This window comes from Schaalia sp. (assembly GCF_050312375.1).
Lineage (GTDB): Bacteria > Actinomycetota > Actinomycetes > Actinomycetales > Actinomycetaceae > Pauljensenia > Pauljensenia hyovaginalis.
In genome coordinates this window covers 1-20,987 of sequence record NZ_JBNOYB010000073.1, presented here as the reverse complement: position 1 = coordinate 20,987, position 20,987 = coordinate 1, and the positions used below count along the sequence as shown (strand labels likewise).

Here is a 20,987-nt window from a genome sequence, read left to right as displayed (position 1 = left end):
ATACTCGCCTGGACTCCGACGAGTCCAGGCGCCCCTTTGCCCAAGAAGGTGAAGGGCTTCAGTCGCCTTCCGAACGCAGGTGACGCTTGCGCAGATAGCTCGAAAGCGAGATCTCGGCGATGGAATCCACCAGCAGGAAGGCGCCGAGAACACCGCCCGCCTTCACCCACCCGGAGCGCGGGGAATCCGCTCTCACCGCGAGGGTGAGCAGGGCCGTCCCCGCCACAGCCTCAACGGAGGCGAGGGTGCGCACCAGCCACGGCTTCTCGACCGCGACCGACTGGTAGGTGCTCCACAGCGGCTGGGCAGGAGAATCCGGCTCCGAGAGCATGATGTCGACGCTGCGCCCGATCGCATTCGAAATGCCCTTCGCCAGGTGCAGCTTCGCGCCCTCGACATCCCCCGCGCCGATCCTGCCCAGAAGGAAGTCGACGGTCCGAGAGGGGAGCCCGAGCGCAGCCACGACCGCCGCAGCCGCCTCTTCACCCGACAACTCCGCAGAAGCGACAAGAGCCTCGGCGTCCGCGCCGGGGACGCCGGCCGCGATCGCCTCGAGCTCCGGACGATCGCCCACGAGATCGAGGATCTCCCCCGGGAGCTCATCGACGCTCTCGTGTGCCCCCGGGACGACGAGGGCGTCCATCCCCCAGTTGTGCGTCACGACGTGCTCGAGATGGTCGTCGGTGACGAGGAAGGCTTGAAGATCCCCGTCCGACCACGTGAGGGTGACGAGCGGGAGCTCACCGAAATTCCACCCGGCCTTATCCGCCTCCAGCTCCGCGAGCAGGGCGCGATGCCCGTCACCGAGTTCGATGTCCGCAAGATCGATGCCCTCCAAGGCGGCGAGGAGCGGCACCGAGGAGGCCGGGGTCCGTCCGATTTCGACGACCCGGCTCGCCCCTTCGACGAAGTCCAGGTCCTCCTCGTCGAAGGAATCGCCCAAGGGCGACTCCCCCTCGGGGAGACGATCGACGCTGGAGGAGCCGATGCGCACCTCCGCCTCGAAGAGTTCGGCGAGTTCTGCGGCGAGCTCGCCGGTCGTCGGCCCCTCGGCCACCTCGCCGTCCATGACGAGCACGACCCGATCCTCGGATACGGCGACATTGACTCCGAGAAGCTGGGGCGAGGACGGGAACCACTCGAGCTGCGCGAGCACCGCCCGTTCCCGAAGCTGCGCGGCGACGTCGGCGGGATCGAGGTCGCGCCCGATGATCATCCCCTCGACCCGAATCCACTCCTGATCCATGGCGATCCACCCTTCCACATTGAGGTGCTCTTATCTCATCACGTTTCGGTGCCCGAGTCACGGGATGGACCCTTCGAACCCTGCCCGTCTCCCTCGATCTGAAGCGGCGCGGGGATTCAGAGGCGCTTCCGAAGAGGAACTCCACCCCTCACCGAAGGACCTCGCCCACCCGGACGGCCGACGCGCCGCGGCGGATGGGGATCTCAGCGTGAGAAAGGACGCCTGAGCGCAAGCACCCGCGATTCCCAGGGGACCAGACGATCCTCGGTGCGAGGCGGCACCAAGCGGCTAGTGTGTGCTCATGGATGAGCCCCGCGCCTCCCGCTGAATGCGCACGACCGGCTCGCACCCGCCCCATTCCGCCATCCCAGCGCCCCACATCGATTCTCGGAGAGCACCTGTGAAACAGTACGAATTCACGGCGGTGACGGCGAGAAACGACGCCATCATGGGCTTGAGCTATCCCGCAGTATTCGGATCCCTCGTGCTGGCCGCACACACGGGAGCGTTCTACTCACGCCCCGCCCTCGCTTCACGCACCCACGCCCTCGTCTCACTCGCACTGATCTTCTCGGCGGTCGCCATCAGCTGGCTCATCGTCAAGCGGATCCGGAAGAAACTGACGAAGAACTACATCGTCCGGATCGATGGGACGCGCATCGAAATCCGAGAAGACGGCAACGCCCTCATGAACGGCGAAGTCTTCCACTGCAGGCTGAGGGACGGAACCGACAGAGCAGCAGGAAGCGTGCGCCTCGACCTTCGGACCTCCGACGGGCGGATCTCCTTCATCGCCAGGCCGAGAGAATACCGCAGCGCGATCAGCCCCTCCTCCCCCAACCCCTTCGGAACAAGCACCCCCTTCGAAATCAAGAACCTGCTTTCCCTAGGACGAGAAATGGAGAAGACCCTGTCGAAGAAGGAATAGGAGCTCCGACAGGCCATCAAAATGATCCCCACAGCGGTTCACGGCGACCCGCGCCTCACCGCACCCACGGCACCGGCTTTCAGGAATTCCGCACCAGACACCGCACAGTCCCGCTTAACAGCACAGCGACAATGCAATGGCCCCGCCGCGAGGAATCGCGGCGGGGCCATCGAGTTCGATTCAGTGAATCAGCTCAGCCACAGGCGAGAGCTCACTTCATCTTCGTGCCGACCGAGCCGAGGCGCTGGCAGGCCTCGACGACGCGCGCGGCCATGCCCGCCTCAGCGGACTTGCCCCACGAACGCGGGTCGTACATCTTCTTGTTGCCGACCTCGCCGTCGATCTTGAGCACGCCGTCGTAGTTGCGGAACATGTGCTCGACGACCGGGCGGGTGAAGGCGTACTGGGTGTCGGTGTCGACGTTCATCTTGATGACGCCGTTGGCGACCGCGAGCGCGATCTCCTCAGCCGAGGAGCCGGAGCCGCCGTGCATGACGAGATCGAAGGGGCGGTTGTTCTTCCAACCGACCTTCGCGGCGACCTCTTCCTGGATGGTGCCGAGGATCTCCGGGCGGAGCTTGACGTGACCGGGCTTGTAAACGCCGTGCACGTTGCCGAAGGTCAGAGCGGTGAGGTAACGGCCGTTCTCGCCCAGGCCGAGAGCCTCGACGGTCTTGAGGGCGTCCTCGGTGGTGGTGTAGAGCTTCTCGTTGATCTCGCCGACCACGCCGTCCTCTTCGCCACCGACCACGCCGATCTCGATCTCGAGGATGGTCTTGGCCTTGACGGAGAGCTCGAGGAGCTCCTTGGCGATCTCGAGGTTCTCCTCGAGCGGCACGGCCGAGCCGTCCCACATGTGCGACTGGAAGGTCGGGAGGTCCTGGGTGGCCTCGATCTCCATGAGCGGGCGGATCCAGGAGTCGATGTTCTGCTTCGCGCAGTGATCGGTGTGCAGGGCGATCGTCACACCGTAGTTCTTCGCAACCTCAGTCGCGTAAGCGGCGAGGGCGAGCGAACCGGTCACGCGGTTCTTGATGGTCGAACCCGAGGCGTACTCGGCGCCGCCGACGGACACCTGGATGATGCCGTCGGACTCAGCCTCGGCGAAGCCCTGGATTGCGGCGGTGACGGTCTGGGAAGAGGTGATGTTGATCGCGGGGTAGGCGAACTTGCCTTCCTTCGCGCGATTCAGCATCTCGGCGTAGACCTCAGGGGTTGCGATAGGCACAGGAGCCTCCTAATCGAGCGACACAATTGTCACCGACGATTCTCCCACACCGGAGGAACCTCAATGAGGATGGAGGTCCCGAATCGCTGCACATTCGTCGATCACGAATGGCAGGATTCCCGCCCTCGTTACCTAGACCACACCGTGAATCCCCGGAGCCCCGCCCTCACCCGGAAACGGCCGAGCAGCCGCCAGAGCCGCCGAATGCGCCCACATGACGATCGCCGCCGCATGCCCGACATTCATCGAACGCGTCGAACCGCGCTGCGTGATCGCGACGACGAGCTCGCACTGCGCGATCATCTCCTCGCTCAAACCCCCCGACTCCTCACCGAAGACCAGACAAGCGCGCTCGGGCAGCCTCACCGACTCGAGAGCCGCAGCGCCCTCGACGTTATCCACGCCCACGAGGACCAGCCCCCGCTCACGGCACGAATCCGCGAGCTCCGACGCCGTCCCCACATGATCGACCGGCAGATAACGATCCGTCACCATCGCCCCACGCCGATTCCAGCGCCTGCGCCCGACGATGTGCACGCGGCGCGCACCCAGGGCGTTCGCCGTCCTCACGATCGACCCGATGTTGAAATCGTGCCCGAGATTCTCCACCGCGACCTCGAAGGGCAAGCTCCTGCCCGCCAGATCCTCCCGAATCGCCTCCATCGTCCAATACCGGTACCGGTCCTCGACGTTCCGATGATCGCCGAGGGCGAGAAGCTCCGGATCGAGACGAGGGTCATCGGGAAACGGGCCCCGCCACGGGCCGACGCCCCGCACCCGGGCCCCGGGCTCACCGAGAGTCCCTCCCTCCGCCGCGCTCAATCTCTCCACACCGCCCTCGTCCATCACCGCATCCACGCCCCTGACGATAGCCGCACGGGCGATCGCCTGGCACGATAGAGGCATGTCCACACGCAACCTGCGGCTCGCCGCCGATGAAGTCATCGTCCGGAAGATGCGCTCGCACATCAAAGCGATCCTCCCCCGCATCCTCGCAGAGATCCTCCTCATCGCCCTCGGCGCCCTGGCTTCGTACTTCCTCCCCGCCGAATGGGCGCCCTTCTCGCACGCCTTCGTCTGGGCCGTCGTCCTGGTCGCAAGCATCCCGCTGCTGCTCATCCCCTTCATGCGCTGGTCGACCACGACCTACACGCTCACCTCCAAACGCATGATCACCCGCCACGGGATCCTCAACCGTAAGGGGCACGACCTGCCGCTCAGCCGCATCTCCGACATCGCCTCGGACCGCGACTTCGTGGACCGCCTCTTCGGCGCGGGCACGCTCACCCTGCAGACCAGCGCGGACGACCCCCTCGTCCTCATCGACGTCCCGCGCGTCGACATGGTCCAGCTCGAGCTCACCAACCTCCTCTTCCACGACGTCCAGGGCGCCGTGGACGCCGACCCGGAATGACGCCGCCCATCGGCCCGTTCTCAGGGCCGCGCGGCGCGAGGGGCGAAGGCGAAGCGATCACGACGACCCCATGACCGCGACGCCTCCGCGCGCCTACGATGGGGGCATGACGACAATGAACAACGCGCCGAAGCCCCTCACCGAGATGCCGCCGGTCTCCGCGTGGCTCTCCGACATGGACGGCGTCCTCGTCAAGGAGAACCGCGCCCTGCCCGGCGCTGAACAATTCCTCGACGCGCTGCGCCGCAAGGGCTACCCCTTCCTCGTCCTGACGAACAACTCGATCTTCACCAACCGCGACCTGGCAGCACGGCTCGCCCGTTCGGGGCTCGACGTCCCCGAGGACAACATCTGGACCTCCGCGAACGCGACCGCCGCATTCCTCTCGCAGCAGTCCCCGGACTCCACGGCCTTCGTCATCGGCGAAGCCGGGCTCACGACCGCTCTGCACGGGGCCGGCTACATCATGACCGACCAGGACCCCGAGTACGTCGTCCTCGGCGAAACCCGCAACTACGACTTCAACGCGATCACGAACGCGATCCGGCTCATCGAATCCGGCGCCAAGTTCATCGCGACGAACCCCGACGTGACCGGCCCTTCCGATGACGGGACCCTGCCCGCCACCGGCTCGATCGCCGCGATGATCACCGCCGCCACCGGCAAACGCCCCTACTTCGTCGGCAAACCGAACCCCGTCATGATCCGCGCGGGCCTCAACAAGATCGGCGCGCACTCCGAGCGCGCGGCCATGGTCGGCGACCGCATGGACACCGACATCCAGGCGGGCGTCGAAGCGGGGCTTCGCACGCACCTCGTCCTCTCGGGCTCGACCTCGCTCGAGCAAGTCGAGCAGTACCCGTACCGCCCCTTCGGAATCCACGAGGGGATCGGAGAGCTCATCGAACTCGTCGAGGCCGTGAGCGAGTGAGGGTTTCGACCAGCAGGGGGCGCGCGCCTGTCGGTGTGCGCCCCGTGTCTCCTCGGACCTTCGCCCTTGTGCGCTCTTGTACGCTGGAGCCATGACGAACGACTCGCACAAGGCACGCCTCTCCGAACTGGTCAAGGAGCTGGCGGTCATCCACGAGAAGGTCACGCTCGCTTCGGGCCGCGAATCCGATTTCTACGTCGATATGCGCCGCGCGACGCTCCACCATGAGGCCGCCCCCCTCATCGGCCACGTCATGCTCGACCTCCTCGAAGAAGCCGGGTTCACCCCCGGGGAGGAGTACGTGGCCGTCGGGGGCCTCACCATGGGCGCCGATCCTGTTGCGGCCGCGATGCTTCACGCCGCCGCTTCGCGCGGGCTCGACCTCGATGCGTTCGTCGTCCGCAAGGCGGCGAAGGACCACGGCATGAAGCGCCGCATCGAAGGACCTGATGTGACGGGCAAGCGCGTCGTCGTCCTCGAAGACACTTCGACCACGGGCGGGTCTCCGCTTGAAGCCGCCGCCGCCCTCAAGGAAGCCGGTGCCGAGGTCGTCGCCGTCGCGGTGATCGTGGATCGTGCGACCGGCGCGAAGGAGCGCATCGAGGCTGAGGGCTTCCCGTACTTCTACGCCCTCGGTCTTGAGGACCTCGGCCTCGTCTGAATCGCCTTCGGCTCCCGCTGCGCTCCTCACGGCCGGCGCCGTCGGTCTGACGTCGACAACACCGCCCAAGGCGCGCAGGGGCGCCGATCCCGTCACATATGGGGGACGCCGCGCATCGCCGCGCGGACCGCGGAGCGCGGCATGAGCTTCATCGCCGCCATCGCCGCCTTGTAGACGGGCGTCGGAGTCACGAGGACCCGGCCGACGCGAACCGCGTCCAGCGCTTCGGACACGACCTCCTCGGGTTCGGCCATGAAGGCTCCGGGGGTCCGCGTCATATCGACCCCCGCCTTCTCGAAGAACGCCGTCCGCACGGGCCCCGGGCACACGGCCGTCGCCGTGACGCCGGTGCCGCGCAGCTCCTCGGACAATCCCTCCGTGAAAGCGACGACCCACGCCTTATGAGCGGAGTAGGTGCCCGCACCGGTCCTGGAGGCCACCGAGGCGACGTTGAGGATCGCGCCCCGACCGCGAGCGCGCATCGCCCGCACCGCGTGATGCGAGAGCACCATGACGGCTCGCACCATGACGTCGAGGCCGTTGAGCTCCGCCTCGAGGTCGTTGTCCGGGAAGGGCTTGCCGAGTCCGAAGCCCGCATTGTTCACCAGGAGGCCGATCGGCGGCGTCTGCGCATCGGAGGGCGCATCGATCCGACGCGCGACCGCGGCGCAGCCTTCCGGCGTCGACAGGTCCGCAACGATCACCTCGGCTCGAACGCCCGCAACGGACTGCAGGCGCTCCGCAAGAGCGCGCAGCACGTCTTCGCGTCTGGCCGCAAGAACGAGATCGTGCCCCGCCGCCGCCAGCTGCCAGGCGAACTCCTCGCCGAGCCCCGAGGTCGCACCCGTGATCAATGCTGTTCCCATGCGCTCAATCCTACGGGCCCCGGGGTGAGCGCCGCTCGGGGATATTCACAGGCTCCGCCCCTGCCTCCCCTTGATGAAAGGCGCGGACGATATGATCCCCCTACTCGCGATGAAGGAGGACAAACGTGCATGATCCGCTCGACGGCTCCATGTCCCCGGCCTCGCCCGGAGAAACATCGAGAGCCGATGAAGGGACTGCGCAGCGCCCGGATTTGGAGGGCCTCGCACGGGAGGTTGAACGACTCGGTCTCGAGCTCGCCCGCCTGTCCGCCCTCCTCGACTCCCGCGCAGCGCAAAGCCCCTCCCCTGCGCCCCTTGCCCCCGCGTCATCAGTCCCGGCGCCCCGTGCTCCGGGAACCCCACCGGGCCCCGCCCCGCAGCAGTCGGCCCAAGCCCCGCAGCAGTCGAACCCGTGGATGCAACCCACGGGGCCGTGGATGCAGTCCCCGGCACCGGCGCGTCCCGGAGCAACGGCTCCACGGACGGCTCCGAGCAGTCCCCTCTCTGCGACCGCGCCAGCGGATGCGGTGCTGAGGGACGCACCCCCTTCCCCGCCGCCGACCGGAAGGACCAGCGAGTCCCGTCTGGGCGCCTACGCGCTCTCGATCGCCTCCGCGCTCCTCATCTTCTTCGCGGGCGCCAGTCTCATCGCCCTGTTCTGGAACTCGATCCCAGATGCCGCGAAGGTCGGATTCGTCGGATTCCTCGCCCTCGTCCTCACGCTCGCGGGAACCGTGCTCTCGCGGATGCCCGGCGAAGGATCGAGCAGTTGGCGGCGCTCGGTTCCCGCCGCGACGCTCCTGGGCATGGGCGGAGGGCTCGGTTTCGTCGCGATCATCGGAGCTGCGATCCTCGGCGTTCTCGCGAATGCGATGAGCGGATTGCTTCTCCTCATCGTCTGGGGAATCATCATGTACGCCCTGGGCGCACTGACGCGGAACCCCTTCACCTGGATCATCGCCGCCCTCGGCGGGATCTCGACGATCGAGCTCATCGTCTTCTACGCGGACCGCGAACCGGCTTCCGCGCATCTCGCGACGATCGCCCTTCTCATCCACCTCCTCATCCTGACGGGGATCACCTTCCGTTCCTCGCCGACCCGGACTTCCGCTGCTTCAAGACCGGCCTCCTTCCTTCCTGTTCTCGCACTCGCAGCCTGGGCGCTCCTGCGTCTCCCGATCGACACGGTCCCGCAGGCGAAGGTGGCGATCACCCCTGCCGTCTACTCCCTCTTCGGGGTTCTCCTCCTCATGCAGGCCCTTCTCGTGACCCGGGCCGCCGAGGACGGTGATCGCCGAAGGGAATGGTCCCTGATCTGGATCGCGATACCCCTCCTCCTCGGAGGCGCCGCCCTCAGGATCTCCGCTTGGGAAGTAGAATCCACGGGTTTCCCCGCGACTATCGGCTCTGCGCCGCTGGCCGCCTTCGCGGCAGTCCTCCTCCTTCTCATCGGGATCCTCCTCTGCTCGTTCCTGTCCGCCGCCTTCCCGATGCGCCCCGATCCCCGAGCCGCCGCCGCGCACGGCCTCAGCGCAGCCGTTCTCCTCATCGTCATCGTCCGCGCCTCGCTCGGCGAACGCAGCCTCCTCGAAATCGCCGCCATGGTCCTCGTTCTCGCAGCGACAGCCATTCCGGCGGTCATCGCAGGGCGGGGAGGGCACGCGCTCACCCTCCCCCTCATATCCTTTCCGCTGCTCCTTCCCCTTTTCGGCAGGGATTGGGTGAGCGAAGGGGTCGGAATCGTCCTCCTCGTCGTCATCATGACGGCCTCGCTTCTCGTCGACGTCTTCGCCCGAAGAACACGGAACGGGGCTGCACGGACGCTCACCTCATCCCCCGGCCCCCTCACCCGCGCGGCAGCTTGGGCTCAAGGGATCGTTCTCCTCGTTCATCTGACGGGAGCCGTTCAGGGCGCGCTCTCCCTTCTCGAGATCGATGGGGCGTGGAGGATGACCGCGATGTGGATCTGCCTCTTCGGCGCCGTGGGCCTCCTCATCCTCTCGGGCTTGCCGAGCAACGCGCTCGGCCCCGCAGAACTGTTCGCCGGCGCGGGATTCGGCGCCCGCATCTGCCCCCGGGCGCTTCCCGCAGTCGCGCCTTCGACGACCCTTGCGGCGAATGCCGGCGCCGCTCCGGGCGCCCTGAACCCGACGGCGCATCCGAGGCCAGGAGCTTCCGCAGGCATCGCAGCCCATCCGGGCCTTGCACTCCCCGCAACACACCCTGGACCCGCAACGCGTCTGCGCGCGCCCGCCGCCCCGCTCCTCATCACCGGGGCCGTGTGCCTCCTCATCGTCATCTCCGCCATCATCGACGTCTTCTCATCCCGGCCCTCCTCCTTCGATGTTCACACGGGGGTCCTCGCCGCACTCACGGTGATCCTCGCTTCGCTCACCGCTCGGATGCTCCGCCCCATCGCCGCTCTCGACGCCGGAGGATCAGCCTTCGGCGCAGTCATCATCATCCCGACGCTCACGGTCCTCACGATGCTCGCCCCGGAAGGCGCGCGCTCGTGGATCTCGGACATCGCCCTCATCCTCGCCGCCGCGCTGTGCATCCTCATAGGACTCACCCTGCACGCCAGGAGACTCCGATTCCTCGGACTGATCACCGTGCTCGTCGGCGTCCTGAAGATCGCCCTGATCGACCTGGCGGCGCAGAACTCCTTGACGCGAATCGGAGCCCTCTTCCTGGCGGGCCTCATCTGCTTCCTCCTGTCCCTCGCATACACGCGGCTCTTCGCCGCCTTCGACGAGGACGGGGCCCGCCCTCGGCAGATGCCGCACCCCGTGCCCGCGCCGAACCCCATGCCGAGGCCACAAGCCGTGCCGAACCCGCAACCCGCGCCTGCGCCGAACCTCCAGTCCCCCTCTCACGGCGTCAGCGCCCCGCCCTCGGCGCCCGAGCGCATCGCCCCTCCGCCTTCACCGGGCCGCCCCCAGGATCCTTCCCTAAGCTGACTCCATGAGATTCGCAACCTGGAACGTCAACTCGATCCGCACCCGCGTCGACCGCGTCATCGCATTCCTCGAGCGCTCCGGTGTCGACGTCCTCGCCATGCAGGAGATCAAGTGCAAGCCAGAGCAGTTCCCCGCTGAGCCCTTCGAAGCGGCCGGGTACAGCCTTGCGATCCACGGGCTCAACCAGTGGAATGGCGTCGCCGTGGCCTCGCGCCTGCCGATCCTTCACGTCGAGGATCATTTCGCGGGTCAGCCGACTTTCGGAGATCCTGAGACCCTCGAGGCCCGCGCGCTCGGCGTCACCGTTTGCCAGGCCGATGGCGCGGAGACGAGGATCTGGAGCCTCTACGTACCCAATGGGCGCGAGCTCGATCATCCGCACTACGCCTACAAGCTCGCCTGGCTCGATGCTCTCAAGGCCGAGGGCGCCCGGTGGCTCGCGGCCGATCCGAGTGCGCGCATCGCGCTGGTCGGCGATTGGAACGTCGCCCCCTTCGACGAGGACGTATGGGACATGGCGGCCTTCGAGGGGAAGACTCACGTGTCCGAACTCGAGCGCCGCGCTTTCTTCGCCTTCGCCGAGGATGGGTGGGAGGAGGTGAGCCGCGAACGCGTCACGAACTACACGTATTGGGATTATCAGAAGCTGCGCTTCCCGAAGAACGAGGGGATGCGGATCGACTTCGCGTACGCTTCGCCCGCGCTCGCCGAGACCGTGTCCGGGGTAGAGATCGACCGCGATGAGCGTAAGGGGAAGGGCGCTTCGGACCACGTGCCGCTGATCATCGAGGTCGCCGGCTGATCCTTCACGCCGGTCCCGCGCAACGGGCCGAGGCCGGAACCGCTCACCGGAGCGAAGCCGACAACGTCGGCCGGGCCGAGGCCGGAACCGCGCTCAGCGAGTAACGAGGTCGAGGAGGGCGCCATTGAGGACGCTCCAATTCTCCTTGTGCCACGACCCGAAATCGCGCTCGCCCAGGAATACCCCCACCGCTTCGTTCTCCGGATCGACCCAGAGGAAGGACCCGGACACGCCGAAGTGCCCGAAGGTCGAGGGCGGGGCGTCGGGCGCGGTCCAATGGGGGGATTTCGCCCCTCGGATCTCGGGGCCGAGCCCCCACGGGCACGGCGCGTGCCGGCCGTACCCGGGTACGACACCCGCGAGCTCGGGGTACTGGACCGTGCGGGCCTCGTGCGCCAGCTCGGCGGAGACGAGACTCGGATGGAGCAGTTCCTCTCCGAGGGCGAGAAGATCCTCGACGGATCCGAGTCCGGAGGCGGCGGGGGTTCCGGGGACCTCCGCGCTCGACATGCCGAGGGGCTCGAAGAGGGTCTCCTCGACCCAGCGGCCGACGGGAGTGCCCGTCGCCTCTTCGACGAGGTCGCCGAGGACCTCGTATCCGGCGTTCGAATAGACGCGGCGCTTGCCGGGCGCGAACTGCGCCTCGCGCGATTCGAAGGGGAGTCCGGAAGCGTGAGCCAGGAGGTGGCGGACGGTCGCGCCCTCGGGGCCGGCCGGATCGTCGAGGGAGAGGAGGCCGCGCTCGACTGCGACGAGGACGGACCAGGAGGTGCACAGTTTCGTCACCGAGGCGAGAGGGCGGACCTCGTACGTCTGACCGACCTCGACGAGGCGATCGCCGCGGGCGACGAGGGCGTAGGCGTGCGCGAAGGGGATATCGACCGGGGAGTCGAAGATGAGCGTCACGGATGGTCCTTCCGTTGGGGTACCTGGCGCCCACCCTAGCCGTCCGGAGCGCTTGCGGTCCCTGGGTGAATCGCGAGTGCGGGTAATGCTTTCGATGGACAAACGTGATGCTTTCGATGGACAAACGTGATGCTCTCGGCGGACGAAGGTGATGCTCTCGGCCGGGGCGGGCGGAGTCCGCCGATCCTCCCGCCCCGGCCGTACAGCGATCACCGCCGAACCAACCACATCCGGCAATCACCGCCAAGCCAGCCACCTCCGACGATCACCGCCGAACCAACCACTTAGGGCGCTCCCCGGCCACCGCCCGAGCCGGAGTGGCGGCCTCGGGACCGCTCAGCCGAGGAGGCCCTCGACCTCCTCGCAGGAGTCGTCGCCCGAACCGGAGCCGCTCGTCATGACGAGACCGTCGAGGGCCTCGTCGATGTCGACCTTCACCCGGGCGCCCTCGGCGATCTCACCCGCGAGGAGCATCTTCGCGAGCCTGTCGCCGATCTCCTTCTGGATGACGCGGCGCAGCGGACGCGCGCCGTACGCCGGGTCGTAGCCCACGCGGGTGAGCCAGCCGCGGGCGGGCTCGGACACTTCGAGGGTGATCCTGCGGTCGGCGAGCCTGCGGCCGAACTCGGCGACCATGAGGTCGACGATCCCGGCGAGTTCGTCGGCGCCGAGGGGCTCGAACATGACCGTCTCATCGAGTCGGTTGAGGAACTCCGGCTTGAAGCTGCGGCGGACCAGCTCCATCACCGCCTCGGAGCGCTCCTGCTCGGACAGGCTCTGGTCGGCGAGGAACTGCGAGCCGAGGTTCGAGGTGAGGATGAGGATCGTGTTGCGGAAGTCCACGGTCCTCCCCTGCCCATCGGTGAGCCGCCCGTCATCGAGCACCTGGAGGAGGATGTCGAAGACCTCGGGATCCGCCTTCTCGATCTCGTCGAGGAGGATCACCGAATAGGGGCGGCGACGAACGGCCTCGGTGAGCTGTCCGCCCTGCTCGTATCCGACGTACCCGGGAGGGGCGCCGACGAGGCGCGCAACCGAGTGCTTCTCGGAGTACTCCGACATGTCGATGCGGATCATCGCCCGCTCATCGTCGAAGAGGAACTCCGCCAGCGACTTCGCGAGCTCCGTCTTGCCGACGCCGGTCGGCCCGAGGAAGAGGAAGGAGCCGTCGGGCCGGTTCGGGTCGGCGATGCCCGCGCGCGAGCGGCGCACCGCATCGGCGACGGCGCTGACGGCCTTGCGCTGCCCGACCAGGCGCCGCCCGATCTCCGCCTCCATGTTGAGGAGCTTGTCGGTCTCGGTCTGGAGGAGCTTGCCCGTGGGGATGCCCGTCCAGGACTCGACGACCTCGGCGATCTCCGCGGGGCCGACCTTCTCGGCGATCATCGGGGCCTGCGGGGATTCCTCGGCTTCAGCGGAGGCCTCGGCTTCTCCGATCTGGCGTTCGATCGCCGGGATCTCGCCGTTCTGGAGGCGGCCGGCCTCCTCCCAGCGGTTCTCGCGGATCGCGAGTTCGAGCTGGGTGCGCAGGTCGTCGAGGCGGACCCGCAGCTCGCCGACCTTGTTGTGCCCGGCCTTCTCGGCCTCCCATCGGCTCGTGAGGGCGGTGAGCTCCTCCTGCTTGTCGGCGAGGTCGGCGCGGAGCCTGCCGAGGCGCTCCTGCGTCGCCTCATCCTTGAGATCCGGGTCGGATTCGGCGAGGTAAGACTCCTCCATGCGCAGGCGGTCGACCTGGCGCCGCAGCTCGTCGATCTCGACGGGACTCGAGTCGAGCTCCATCCTCAGACGGGATGCGGCCTCATCGATGAGATCGATCGCCTTGTCGGGGAGCTGGCGTCCGGTGATGTAGCGGTCGGAGAGCTGGGCGGCCGCGACGAGCGCCCCGTCGGAGATCGTCACCTTGTGGTGGGCCTCGTACTTCGGGGCGATGCCGCGCAGGATCGCGACCGTGTCCTCGACGCTCGGCTCGCCGACGAAGACCTGCTGGAAGCGGCGTTCGAGGGCGGGGTCCTTCTCGATGTGCTCGCGGTACTCGTCGAGGGTCGTCGCTCCGACCATGCGGAGTTCTCCCCGGGCGAGCATGGGCTTGAGCATGTTGCCCGCGTCCATCGCCCCTTCGGATCCGGCGCCCGCGCCGACGACGGTGTGGAGTTCGTCGATGAAGGTGATGATCCGCCCGTCGGAGCGCTGGATCTCGGAGAGGACGGCCTTGAGGCGCTCCTCGAATTCGCCGCGGTACTTCGCGCCCGCGAGCATCGAGGCGATGTCGAGGGCGACGAGGCGCTTGTCGCGCAGGGATTCGGGCACGTCGCCGGCGACGATGCGCTGGGCGAGGCCCTCGACGACGGCGGTCTTGCCGACGCCCGGTTCGCCGATGAGGACGGGGTTGTTCTTCGTGCGGCGCGAGAGCACCTGGACGACCCTGCGGATCTCGGAGTCTCGGCCGATGACGGGGTCGAGCTTGCCCTCGCGGGCGACCTCGGTGAGGTCCCGGCCGTACTTGGCAAGGGCTTCGAAGGAACCTTCGGGCTCGGGGGAGGTGATGGGCTCGGGGCGCAGCTTCTTCAGCGCGGCGCTGAGCGCGTCGGCGCTCGCGCCAGCTTCGCTGAGGATCCTCCCGGCCTCTCCCGTCGATGCGGCGAGCGCGATGAGGAGGTGCTCGGTCGAGACGTAGGCGTCACCTCCGTCGCTCGCGAGCTTCTGCGCTCCGCTCACGACCTCGACGAGGGCGCGCGAGGTCTGCGGCTGGGCGGCGCTCGCCCCCTGGGCCGCGGGGAGGGCGACGAGGGCGTTGCGGGTGCGCGCCCCGATGGTGCGCCGGTCGGCTCCGACGGAGTCGATGAGGGAGTTCGCGATCCCCTCAGCCTGTTCGAGGAGGGCTTCGAGGAGGTGGATCGCTTCGACATTGGGGTTGCCGGCGGCGCGGGCGGCGTCGATCGCGGCGGCGACGGCTTCTTGGGCCTTGGTGGTGAATTCCTTCGTCATCGTGCATTCCTTACGCGTCGGACTCCCGACGCACTCCGGACCCAAGGCCACAGCCTTGAGTCTCTTCAGCTCAACTTTCTGATATTGAGTGTACTCCGCTCAACTCTGAGTGTCGCGGGGAATGCGCACAAACCCGGCCGGAAGCGAGCGAAAACCGCCGGAAGATACCCAAAGCCGCCGGAAACTGCCGGGACATGATGAAAAAAGGTCAGGCGCCCGTTCACCAACGGGCACCTGACCTGCTTCGTCTTGCGGTTCTCAGGAGTCGGAGGACTCCTCCGGAACGCCGAAACGCTGATCGATGTCTTCGAAGAACTGCAGGATCGTCCCGATCGCGCAGCGGCACTGCAGAAGGAGCTGCTCGTCGGTCGCCCCCTGTTCGAAATCGACATTGACCTCCGCGCACACCTCCAAGGTGTCGCCCTCGCTGTCGCGGAAGTAACCCTTCGGCCACAGGTGCGCCCGATGCCAGTCCTCGATCGCCAGCAGAAGATCATTGCGCAGCTCGCGCTCGATCCGCCCGCGCCGGAATGCGAGGATGTTCAAGATCTCCTTCTGCTTTCCGACCATGCGGAAGTAGAACATCGAGCCGTCCCAGCCCGAGGCGATGTCACCGTCCTTGTCGAGCTCCCACTTCCACTCCTTGGCGTCGAAGAGGAGCCCGAGGCGCTCCACCGTCGGCACGCTCAGACCGTCGGAGCGACGGGCCAGCGTCTCCAGAACGTCCCCGGAGGAGGGGGGCGTCGGAGCCTCGGGCGCCCCCTGCGGAGCACTCGACAGTTTGCGATCCGCTTCCCCGAAACGATCGGACAGCCAACCGAAGATGCCCATTACTCACCGACCCTTTCGAGAAGCGCTTCGAAGAACTGGTTGCCCGTGCCGAGGGTGCATTCGATCTGCTGGAGGAGCTGCGCATCGCTCGCCCCGTGTTCCCAGTCGATGCAATGGTCGATTTCGATCCGAAGGTCACCGTCATCCGTGATGTGATGCGCGGCCGTCGGCCAAAGCCTGTCGCGATGCCACTCGAGGATGAATTCACGCACCTCATCGAGGCGCTCCATCGAGAGGCGGCGGTTGAGATTGCCCTGAACCCGCAGGATCGTCGACTGCTTGCCGACGAGCATGAAGAAGAAGGTGTTCCCGTCCCAGATCCCGCCGAGATCGCCCTCGTTATCGACGAACCAGTGCCAGTTCTTCGAATCCAGGATGGCCTTCAAGCGCTCCTGGGTCACCGGAGCGACCGCGGAGGACGCCCCCGGAAGGGAGGCGCCGCCGTTTTCCGTACCCATCATTCACCTCTTTCCTCGCTACTCGTCAATCATAGCCAGAGCCGCGGGCGTCTTCGGTCCGCTGGGAGATTCAGTTCTGCTGAGCAGCCGCCTCGATGTCCGAACGCGCGAAAGCGACGATCCGCGCGAGTCTCAGCGCCTGAATCCCGAACGCTCGAGGATCTCCCTGCGGCGCCGGTTGACGATGACGATCCACACGATGCCGCCGATGAGCATCGCGAGGCCGATCAGACCGACCACGGTCGCGACCAGCAGACCCGTCAGGCCGGCGCCCGCGATCGTGTCCACCGACATGCCGGTGATGCCGACCATCCGAGTCGCGCCCTCCGTCTGGCACTCGAGGATGTACGCGCCCTCTTCAAGATTCGAGGCGACGAAGGCCCCCGATCCCACCGGCTCCATCGGCGCCACGCCCGTCGGAGAGCTCAGCTCGCAGGCGCGGATGTCGCCGGACTGCGCGGTCACGATGTACGTCCCCGACTGGTCGACGAGCACCGTGTCGCCCGAGGAGACCGGGACCATCGAGTCGAAGAGGGACGACATGTTCATCCCGCCGAGAGTGCCCACGACGAGGGCGATCGGCGCGACGATCACGGCGACGATCACGCCGATGACCATGAGGAGAACGGGGCCCACGCGGCCCGGGAGCTTGAGCGCGGGCGCCGGATAGCCGGCCGCCCACGCCTGGGGGCCGTTGGCGGGAGCCGCGTGCGGAGCCGCCGACCCCTGAGCCACGAAAGGCGAATCCGCGCCGGGAGCCTGCGCGCCCGGCTGAGCCTGGGCTCCCGGGTAGCTCCCGTAAGCAGGTCCGGCCTGGGCGTTCACCGCTCCGTACTGCGGCCACGGGGTCGTCTGGGGGCTCGAGGGCGAAGCCGCGCCCCCGTTTCCGTTCGGCGAAGGCGCCGCCGACGGCTCCGACTCCGACGAGCGCTGTCCGTAACGGGGTTCATCATCCATCTGCGGTGCCATCAGTCCTCCCGGGATCGGCGAAAGTGTCGCCCTCAGCCTATCGGACGGGAAACGGACCCGCCCCCGGGGAGGACCCTGAAAACGCCGCAGGATCTCAGGATCGCCCGCTCTCGGCCGCGCGGCCGGATGGGCTCAGGCGCCGACGGGGGAAGACGAAGGCCCCGCCACCGGCGATCAGCGCACGGCCCCGCCCTCGGCACCCGCATCGCGGAGGCGCTCGGCGCGCAGCTCCGCCACACCGGGAACATCGAGGGGAGCTGGATCGGCGCCGATCGCGCGCGCCAGAAGCAGATCCGCGAGCTCCGGATTCCTCGCGAGGACCGGCCCGTGCATGTAGGTCGCGATGATCGAGCCCTGCACCACGCCGTCGTAGGCGATCGGACCCGCTTCAGCCCCCTCCGGGCGACCGTTGCCCACACCCGCGAGGACGCGCCCGAGGGGACGCGCATCCGGACCGAGCAGCGTGCCGCCGCCGTGATTCTCGAAACCCGTCAGCGGCGAGGACAGTCCCTCGAGAAGCGGCTCGGTGACGAGCTCGCCGATGGAGCGCGCCCCCTGCGGATCGGTCGTGATGTCGAGGACCCCCATGCCCTCGACGCGCTCCCCGCGCGCATCCCGGTACCACAGCCCGAGAACCTGCAAGGACGCGCAGATCGCCAGGAGGGGGCGCCCCGCCTCGAGCGCGCGGGACATGCCCGGATCCTCGCGGAACTTCCGGGCCGCCAGGGACTGCGCCGCGTCCTCGCCCCCGCCGAGGGTGTACAGGTCGAGCTCGGAGGGGATCGGATCGGACAGGCCGACCTGGACGACCTCGGCCGGAATACCGCGCCGCACGGCGCGTTCAGCGAGGATCATCGCATTCCCCGTATCGCCGTAGGTGCCCAGGACCTCGGGCATGAGGACCCCGATGCGCAGGACGGATTCGCCGCTCACTTGTTCTTCTCCCTCGCGTCGAGGATCGCCTTGAAATCGCGCAGGGCCGTGTAGTTGAGCAGTACCTCGACCCGACCCCGCTCCAAGCGCGCGAGGGCCTCCATCGGCGTGGAGACGAGCTCGCAGTGGACATTCGCGTACTCGAGGCGCACCGCGAGGTCCGCGCCGCGCTCGCCGCAGGCGATGACCCGGGGAACACTGTCCCGCCCCTTGATGAGCCCGCTGAAGTCCACGTCCCACAGCCACGACAGATCCTGGCCGTCGGGGACTTGGCCGTTCACCCCGATGACGACCTGAGCGATGCGCGGATCCACCATCGACATGGCCTCCTGCCAGCCGGCGGGGTTCTTCGCGAGCATGATCCGCGCGAGCCTGCCCTCGACGTCGTGGACCGAGTAGCGCCCCGCGACCTCGGCGACCGCGGACACGGCCTTCGCCGCGGCCTGCGGATCGGCGCCCAGGGCGTGAGCCGCGGCGAGGGCCTGGGCCGCATTGCCCAGATTCGCCCGCCCCGGGACCTGGAGATGAAGGTCGAGGGCGAGGCCCTGCGGCCCGATCAGGCGCGCGCGCGGCCCCTTCGCGCCCTCGGCCAGCAGCTCGACGTCTTCGAGACGCCAGTCGGGGAGCGGCCGTTCACGCAGCTCGGGCAGGGGTTCGCCCGGGCGGGAGGGCACGAGATGCCAGGAGGGCCCCTCTCGGACGACCCTCCCGCCGCGCGGATACGCGGCCGAATCGCCGCCCCAACCGGCGCCCGCCGCCACCCACACGACCTTCTTCGCATCAGCGGCGGCCGAGACGATCAGGGGATCGTCGCAGTTCGCCACGATCACCGCCTGGGGGTGAGCATTCACGGCCTCGCGGAGCCTGCGCTCGACGGAGCCGATCTCCCCGACGCGATCGAGCTGGTCGCGCGACAGATTGAGGAGCACCAGGGCGTCCGGGCGCACGTCCTGCGCCACGATCGGCACGTGCATCTCATCGACTTCGAGGGCGGCGAGGGCGGCCCCCGGCTCATTCATGAGGGCGGTGACCACGCCGGAGGTCATGTTGTCGCCGTTCGTGTTCGAGGCGACGGTTCCGCAGGCGGACAGGGCCGCGCGCACCATCCGGGTCGTCGTCGACTTGCCGTTCGTCCCCGACACGATGACCGAGCGCATCGGCGCGGCCAATTCGCGGAGCACCCCGGGGTTCACTCGAAGAGCGAGCGCGCCGCCGATCATTCCGCCCGATCCCCGGCCGAGAGCTCGGGAGGCGGCCGCCGCGGTCCGTCCAGCGCAAACGGCGAGCCGCGTGCGGATGCTCATCGAGCGATCAGGGGTCGCAGAAGTCATGAGCTCACACTAGCCCCACGAGCGTCCGGACTCTCATCCGGACCGCCCTGACACGGCTGAATCCCCGCTGCGCGCAGCGGAGGGCGGGGACCCTGAGGGCGTCCCCGCCCTCGCTCGAACAACACGATCAGGACGAGATCGACACGCTCGCGTCGATGACGCGCACGCCCTTGGGACCCGCCTCGATGACGGCCCGGACCTTGCGGCCCGCCCGGTAGGCATCCGATGCGACCCGCCACGGGCTCCACACGGCGAGCTCTCCGCCGCCGGCGGGCGCGTCCTGGGCCCACGGGCGCTGTCCGCGACGAATCGGGGAGACCTCGCCGCTCGACGATGCGGCGAAGACACGGTTGCGACGCGATTCAAGGGTTTCGAGACGGTCGCGAAGCGCATCGCGCTCGGCCTCGATCTGCTCGACGCGCCGCTCCAGCTCGAGGATCCTGCGGATGCCCGCCAGGTTGATGCCCTCCTCCTGGCTCATGCGCTGCACGTCCTGGAGGCGCTGGATGTCGCGCTTCGTGTAGCGGCGCCCTCGGCCCTTCGCGCGCGCCGGGGACACCAGGCCGAGCCGGTCGTACTGGCGCAGGGTCTGCGGATGCATCCCCGCCAGCTCCGCCGCGACCGAGATGACGAAGGTCAGCGGCGAATCATGCGATCCCGTCGGGCGCATCGGCATGTCTACTCCTTCGCCGCTTCGAGGAGATCGGCGCGCGGATCCTCATCAGCGAAGAGCGCGACGAGGTTCTCGACGGCCTTCTTCTGCTCGCGGTCGAGCGCCGTCGGCACCTGCACGCGGACTTCGATGATGAGGTCGCCCTTGCGCTTGTCGGTCTCGACGCCGCGCTTGCGGACCCGCAGCAGGGCGCCGGACTGCGTTCCGGCGGGGACCTTCACCGTCACCGTCGATCCGTCGAGGAGGGGGACCTCCACCTTCGCGCCCAGAGCGGCCTCGGTGAAGGCCACGGGGACGACGACGCGGATGTCGTCGCCGTCGCGGACGAACACGGGGTGGGGATCCACGTGGATCGTCACCTCGAGGTCGCCGGCCGGACCGCCGTTCACCCCGGGATGCCCCTTGCCGCGCAGACGGATCTTCTGCCCGTCCTTGACCGCCTTCGGCAGGCGGACCTTCTGGCGCTTGCCGTTGATCGTCATGAAGACTTCGGTACCTGCGAGCGCCTCCCGGAAGGAGATCCGGGTCGATGCGCGCCGGTCCTCGCCCTTGCGCGCACGGGGCGTGCCCGCGCCCGGCCCGAAGGGCGAGCCCGCGTACCCCTGAGCGCCGAAGGGGGACCCGCCCGATCCGCCGAACATCCCCGAAAGGATGTCGTTGAGATCGGGAGCCCCCTGGGCGGAGGCCGAGGCCCCCGGGGGGAAGTTCATCCGGAAACCCGAATTCCCGAAGGCGCCGAAGAGATCGGACAGATCCGGCCCTCCGGCCCCGCTGCCCGCTGAGAAGCGGGCCCCGCCGCCGGCCATGGCGCGCAGAGCGTCGTACTGCTTGCGCTGCCCGGCATCGGAGAGGACCGCGTAGAGTT

Annotated in this window: 19 protein-coding genes; 6 read left to right on the top strand and 13 right to left on the bottom strand. The window is 68.1% G+C overall.

The window, feature by feature from the left end:
• Positions 1-58 precede the first annotated feature (58 nt).
• Positions 59-1,246: a hypothetical protein gene (locus ACQY7V_RS05915; protein WP_154476062.1), complete on the bottom strand. Its 1,188-nt coding sequence runs from the start codon at positions 1,244-1,246 to the stop codon at positions 59-61.
• Positions 1,247-1,646: 400 nt separating this feature from the next.
• Between ACQY7V_RS05915 and ACQY7V_RS05910 the strand changes: the two genes are divergently transcribed.
• Positions 1,647-2,174: a hypothetical protein gene (locus tag ACQY7V_RS05910; RefSeq protein ID WP_303774417.1), complete on the top strand. Its 528-nt coding sequence runs from the start codon at positions 1,647-1,649 to the stop codon at positions 2,172-2,174.
• Positions 2,175-2,385: 211 nt separating this feature from the next.
• On the opposite strand, the gene fbaA is transcribed toward ACQY7V_RS05910, so the two are convergent.
• Both fbaA and ACQY7V_RS05900 read right to left on the bottom strand, forming a co-directional pair.
• Positions 2,386-3,402, bottom strand: coding sequence for a class II fructose-bisphosphate aldolase (gene fbaA, locus ACQY7V_RS05905; RefSeq protein ID WP_235361485.1), 1,017 nt, complete (start codon positions 3,400-3,402; stop codon positions 2,386-2,388).
• 132 nt (positions 3,403-3,534) lie between these two features.
• The gene (locus ACQY7V_RS05900) at positions 3,535-4,248 is read right to left on the bottom strand and encodes a TrmH family RNA methyltransferase (protein WP_428639325.1); all 714 of its coding nucleotides are present in this window, start codon (positions 4,246-4,248) and stop codon (positions 3,535-3,537) included.
• A gap of 58 nt (positions 4,249-4,306) precedes the next feature.
• On the opposite strand from ACQY7V_RS05900, the gene ACQY7V_RS05895 reads away from it, so the two are divergent.
• The 3 genes from ACQY7V_RS05895 to pyrE all read left to right on the top strand — a co-directional run bounded on the left by ACQY7V_RS05895 (position 4,307) and on the right by pyrE (position 6,408).
• Positions 4,307-4,816, top strand: coding sequence for a PH domain-containing protein (locus ACQY7V_RS05895; RefSeq protein WP_154476044.1), 510 nt, complete (start codon positions 4,307-4,309; stop codon positions 4,814-4,816).
• A 106-nt stretch (positions 4,817-4,922) separates the two neighbouring features.
• Positions 4,923-5,747, top strand: coding sequence for an HAD-IIA family hydrolase (locus ACQY7V_RS05890; protein WP_235361487.1), 825 nt, complete (start codon positions 4,923-4,925; stop codon positions 5,745-5,747).
• A 91-nt stretch (positions 5,748-5,838) separates the two neighbouring features.
• Positions 5,839-6,408 carry an orotate phosphoribosyltransferase gene (gene pyrE, locus ACQY7V_RS05885; RefSeq protein ID WP_235361488.1) on the top strand — a complete coding sequence of 190 codons (570 nt, stop codon included), beginning with the start codon at positions 5,839-5,841 and terminating at the stop codon, positions 6,406-6,408.
• A gap of 92 nt (positions 6,409-6,500) precedes the next feature.
• Here the strand turns inward: pyrE and ACQY7V_RS05880 are convergent, their stop codons facing one another.
• The gene (locus ACQY7V_RS05880) at positions 6,501-7,274 is read right to left on the bottom strand and encodes an SDR family NAD(P)-dependent oxidoreductase (protein WP_303773537.1); all 774 of its coding nucleotides are present in this window, start codon (positions 7,272-7,274) and stop codon (positions 6,501-6,503) included.
• A gap of 527 nt (positions 7,275-7,801) precedes the next feature.
• On the opposite strand from ACQY7V_RS05880, the gene ACQY7V_RS05875 reads away from it, so the two are divergent.
• Both ACQY7V_RS05875 and ACQY7V_RS05870 read left to right on the top strand, forming a co-directional pair.
• On the top strand, positions 7,802-10,234 hold the full coding sequence (locus ACQY7V_RS05875) for a hypothetical protein (protein ID WP_303773535.1): 2,433 nt from the start codon (positions 7,802-7,804) through the stop codon (positions 10,232-10,234).
• Between the two features lie 4 nt (positions 10,235-10,238).
• Positions 10,239-11,036 (top strand): exodeoxyribonuclease III, encoded by a 798-nt coding sequence (locus ACQY7V_RS05870; RefSeq protein WP_235362239.1) that lies wholly within the window; start codon positions 10,239-10,241, stop codon positions 11,034-11,036.
• A gap of 93 nt (positions 11,037-11,129) precedes the next feature.
• Here the strand turns inward: ACQY7V_RS05870 and ACQY7V_RS05865 are convergent, their stop codons facing one another.
• From ACQY7V_RS05865 to ACQY7V_RS05825, 9 genes are all read right to left on the bottom strand, one after another.
• Positions 11,130-11,942, bottom strand: a complete 813-nt coding sequence (locus tag ACQY7V_RS05865; RefSeq protein WP_428639320.1) for a serine hydrolase domain-containing protein — start codon at positions 11,940-11,942, stop codon at positions 11,130-11,132.
• A 336-nt stretch (positions 11,943-12,278) separates the two neighbouring features.
• A complete protein-coding gene (gene clpB, locus ACQY7V_RS05860; protein ID WP_428639318.1) occupies positions 12,279-14,927 on the bottom strand; it encodes an ATP-dependent chaperone ClpB in 2,649 nt (882 codons plus the stop codon).
• Positions 14,928-15,185: 258 nt separating this feature from the next.
• Positions 15,186-15,758, bottom strand: coding sequence for a YbjN domain-containing protein (locus ACQY7V_RS05855; RefSeq protein WP_235362236.1), 573 nt, complete (start codon positions 15,756-15,758; stop codon positions 15,186-15,188).
• On the bottom strand, positions 15,758-16,219 hold the full coding sequence (locus ACQY7V_RS05850; RefSeq protein ID WP_303773531.1) for a YbjN domain-containing protein: 462 nt from the start codon (positions 16,217-16,219) through the stop codon (positions 15,758-15,760). Before ACQY7V_RS05850 ends, ACQY7V_RS05855 begins: the two co-directional genes overlap by 1 nt.
• Before the next feature lie 129 nt (positions 16,220-16,348).
• A complete protein-coding gene (locus tag ACQY7V_RS05845) occupies positions 16,349-17,185 on the bottom strand; it encodes a hypothetical protein (RefSeq protein ID WP_303773529.1) in 837 nt (278 codons plus the stop codon).
• A 174-nt stretch (positions 17,186-17,359) separates the two neighbouring features.
• Positions 17,360-18,118 carry a type 1 glutamine amidotransferase gene (locus ACQY7V_RS05840; RefSeq protein WP_428639315.1) on the bottom strand — a complete coding sequence of 253 codons (759 nt, stop codon included), beginning with the start codon at positions 18,116-18,118 and terminating at the stop codon, positions 17,360-17,362.
• Complete coding sequence (locus tag ACQY7V_RS05835; RefSeq protein WP_428639313.1) at positions 18,115-19,449, bottom strand: MurT ligase domain-containing protein; 1,335 nt, start codon at positions 19,447-19,449, stop codon at positions 18,115-18,117. The genes ACQY7V_RS05840 and ACQY7V_RS05835 overlap by 4 nt, the downstream gene beginning before the upstream one ends.
• A gap of 127 nt (positions 19,450-19,576) precedes the next feature.
• On the bottom strand, positions 19,577-20,119 hold the full coding sequence (locus ACQY7V_RS05830) for a heat shock protein transcriptional repressor HspR (RefSeq protein ID WP_235362244.1): 543 nt from the start codon (positions 20,117-20,119) through the stop codon (positions 19,577-19,579).
• An 8-nt stretch (positions 20,120-20,127) separates the two neighbouring features.
• On the bottom strand, positions 20,128-20,987 hold an 860-nt coding region (locus tag ACQY7V_RS05825; protein ID WP_428639312.1), incomplete at its 5' end, for a DnaJ C-terminal domain-containing protein.

What these genes read in the sequence shown, in the direction of transcription:
- pyrE (WP_235361488.1), top strand. Translation starts at nt 5,839, where the DNA reads ATGACGAACGACTCGCACAAGGCACGCCTCTCCGAACTGGTCAAGGAG.
- ACQY7V_RS05890 (WP_235361487.1), top strand. Translation starts at nt 4,923, where the DNA reads ATGACGACAATGAACAACGCGCCGAAGCCCCTCACCGAGATGCCGCCG.
- ACQY7V_RS05915 (WP_154476062.1), bottom strand. Translation starts at nt 1,246, where the DNA reads ATGGATCAGGAGTGGATTCGGGTCGAGGGGATGATCATCGGGCGCGAC.
- ACQY7V_RS05850 (WP_303773531.1), bottom strand. Translation starts at nt 16,219, where the DNA reads ATGATGGGTACGGAAAACGGCGGCGCCTCCCTTCCGGGGGCGTCCTCC.
- ACQY7V_RS05880 (WP_303773537.1), bottom strand. Translation starts at nt 7,274, where the DNA reads ATGGGAACAGCATTGATCACGGGTGCGACCTCGGGGCTCGGCGAGGAG.
- ACQY7V_RS05855 (WP_235362236.1), bottom strand. Translation starts at nt 15,758, where the DNA reads ATGGGCATCTTCGGTTGGCTGTCCGATCGTTTCGGGGAAGCGGATCGC.
- ACQY7V_RS05870 (WP_235362239.1), top strand. Translation starts at nt 10,239, where the DNA reads ATGAGATTCGCAACCTGGAACGTCAACTCGATCCGCACCCGCGTCGAC.
- ACQY7V_RS05895 (WP_154476044.1), top strand. Translation starts at nt 4,307, where the DNA reads ATGTCCACACGCAACCTGCGGCTCGCCGCCGATGAAGTCATCGTCCGG.
- ACQY7V_RS05900 (WP_428639325.1), bottom strand. Translation starts at nt 4,248, where the DNA reads ATGGACGAGGGCGGTGTGGAGAGATTGAGCGCGGCGGAGGGAGGGACT.
- clpB (WP_428639318.1), bottom strand. Translation starts at nt 14,927, where the DNA reads ATGACGAAGGAATTCACCACCAAGGCCCAAGAAGCCGTCGCCGCCGCG.
- ACQY7V_RS05830 (WP_235362244.1), bottom strand. Translation starts at nt 20,119, where the DNA reads ATGCGCCCGACGGGATCGCATGATTCGCCGCTGACCTTCGTCATCTCG.
- ACQY7V_RS05845 (WP_303773529.1), bottom strand. Translation starts at nt 17,185, where the DNA reads ATGGCACCGCAGATGGATGATGAACCCCGTTACGGACAGCGCTCGTCG.
- ACQY7V_RS05835 (WP_428639313.1), bottom strand. Translation starts at nt 19,449, where the DNA reads ATGACTTCTGCGACCCCTGATCGCTCGATGAGCATCCGCACGCGGCTC.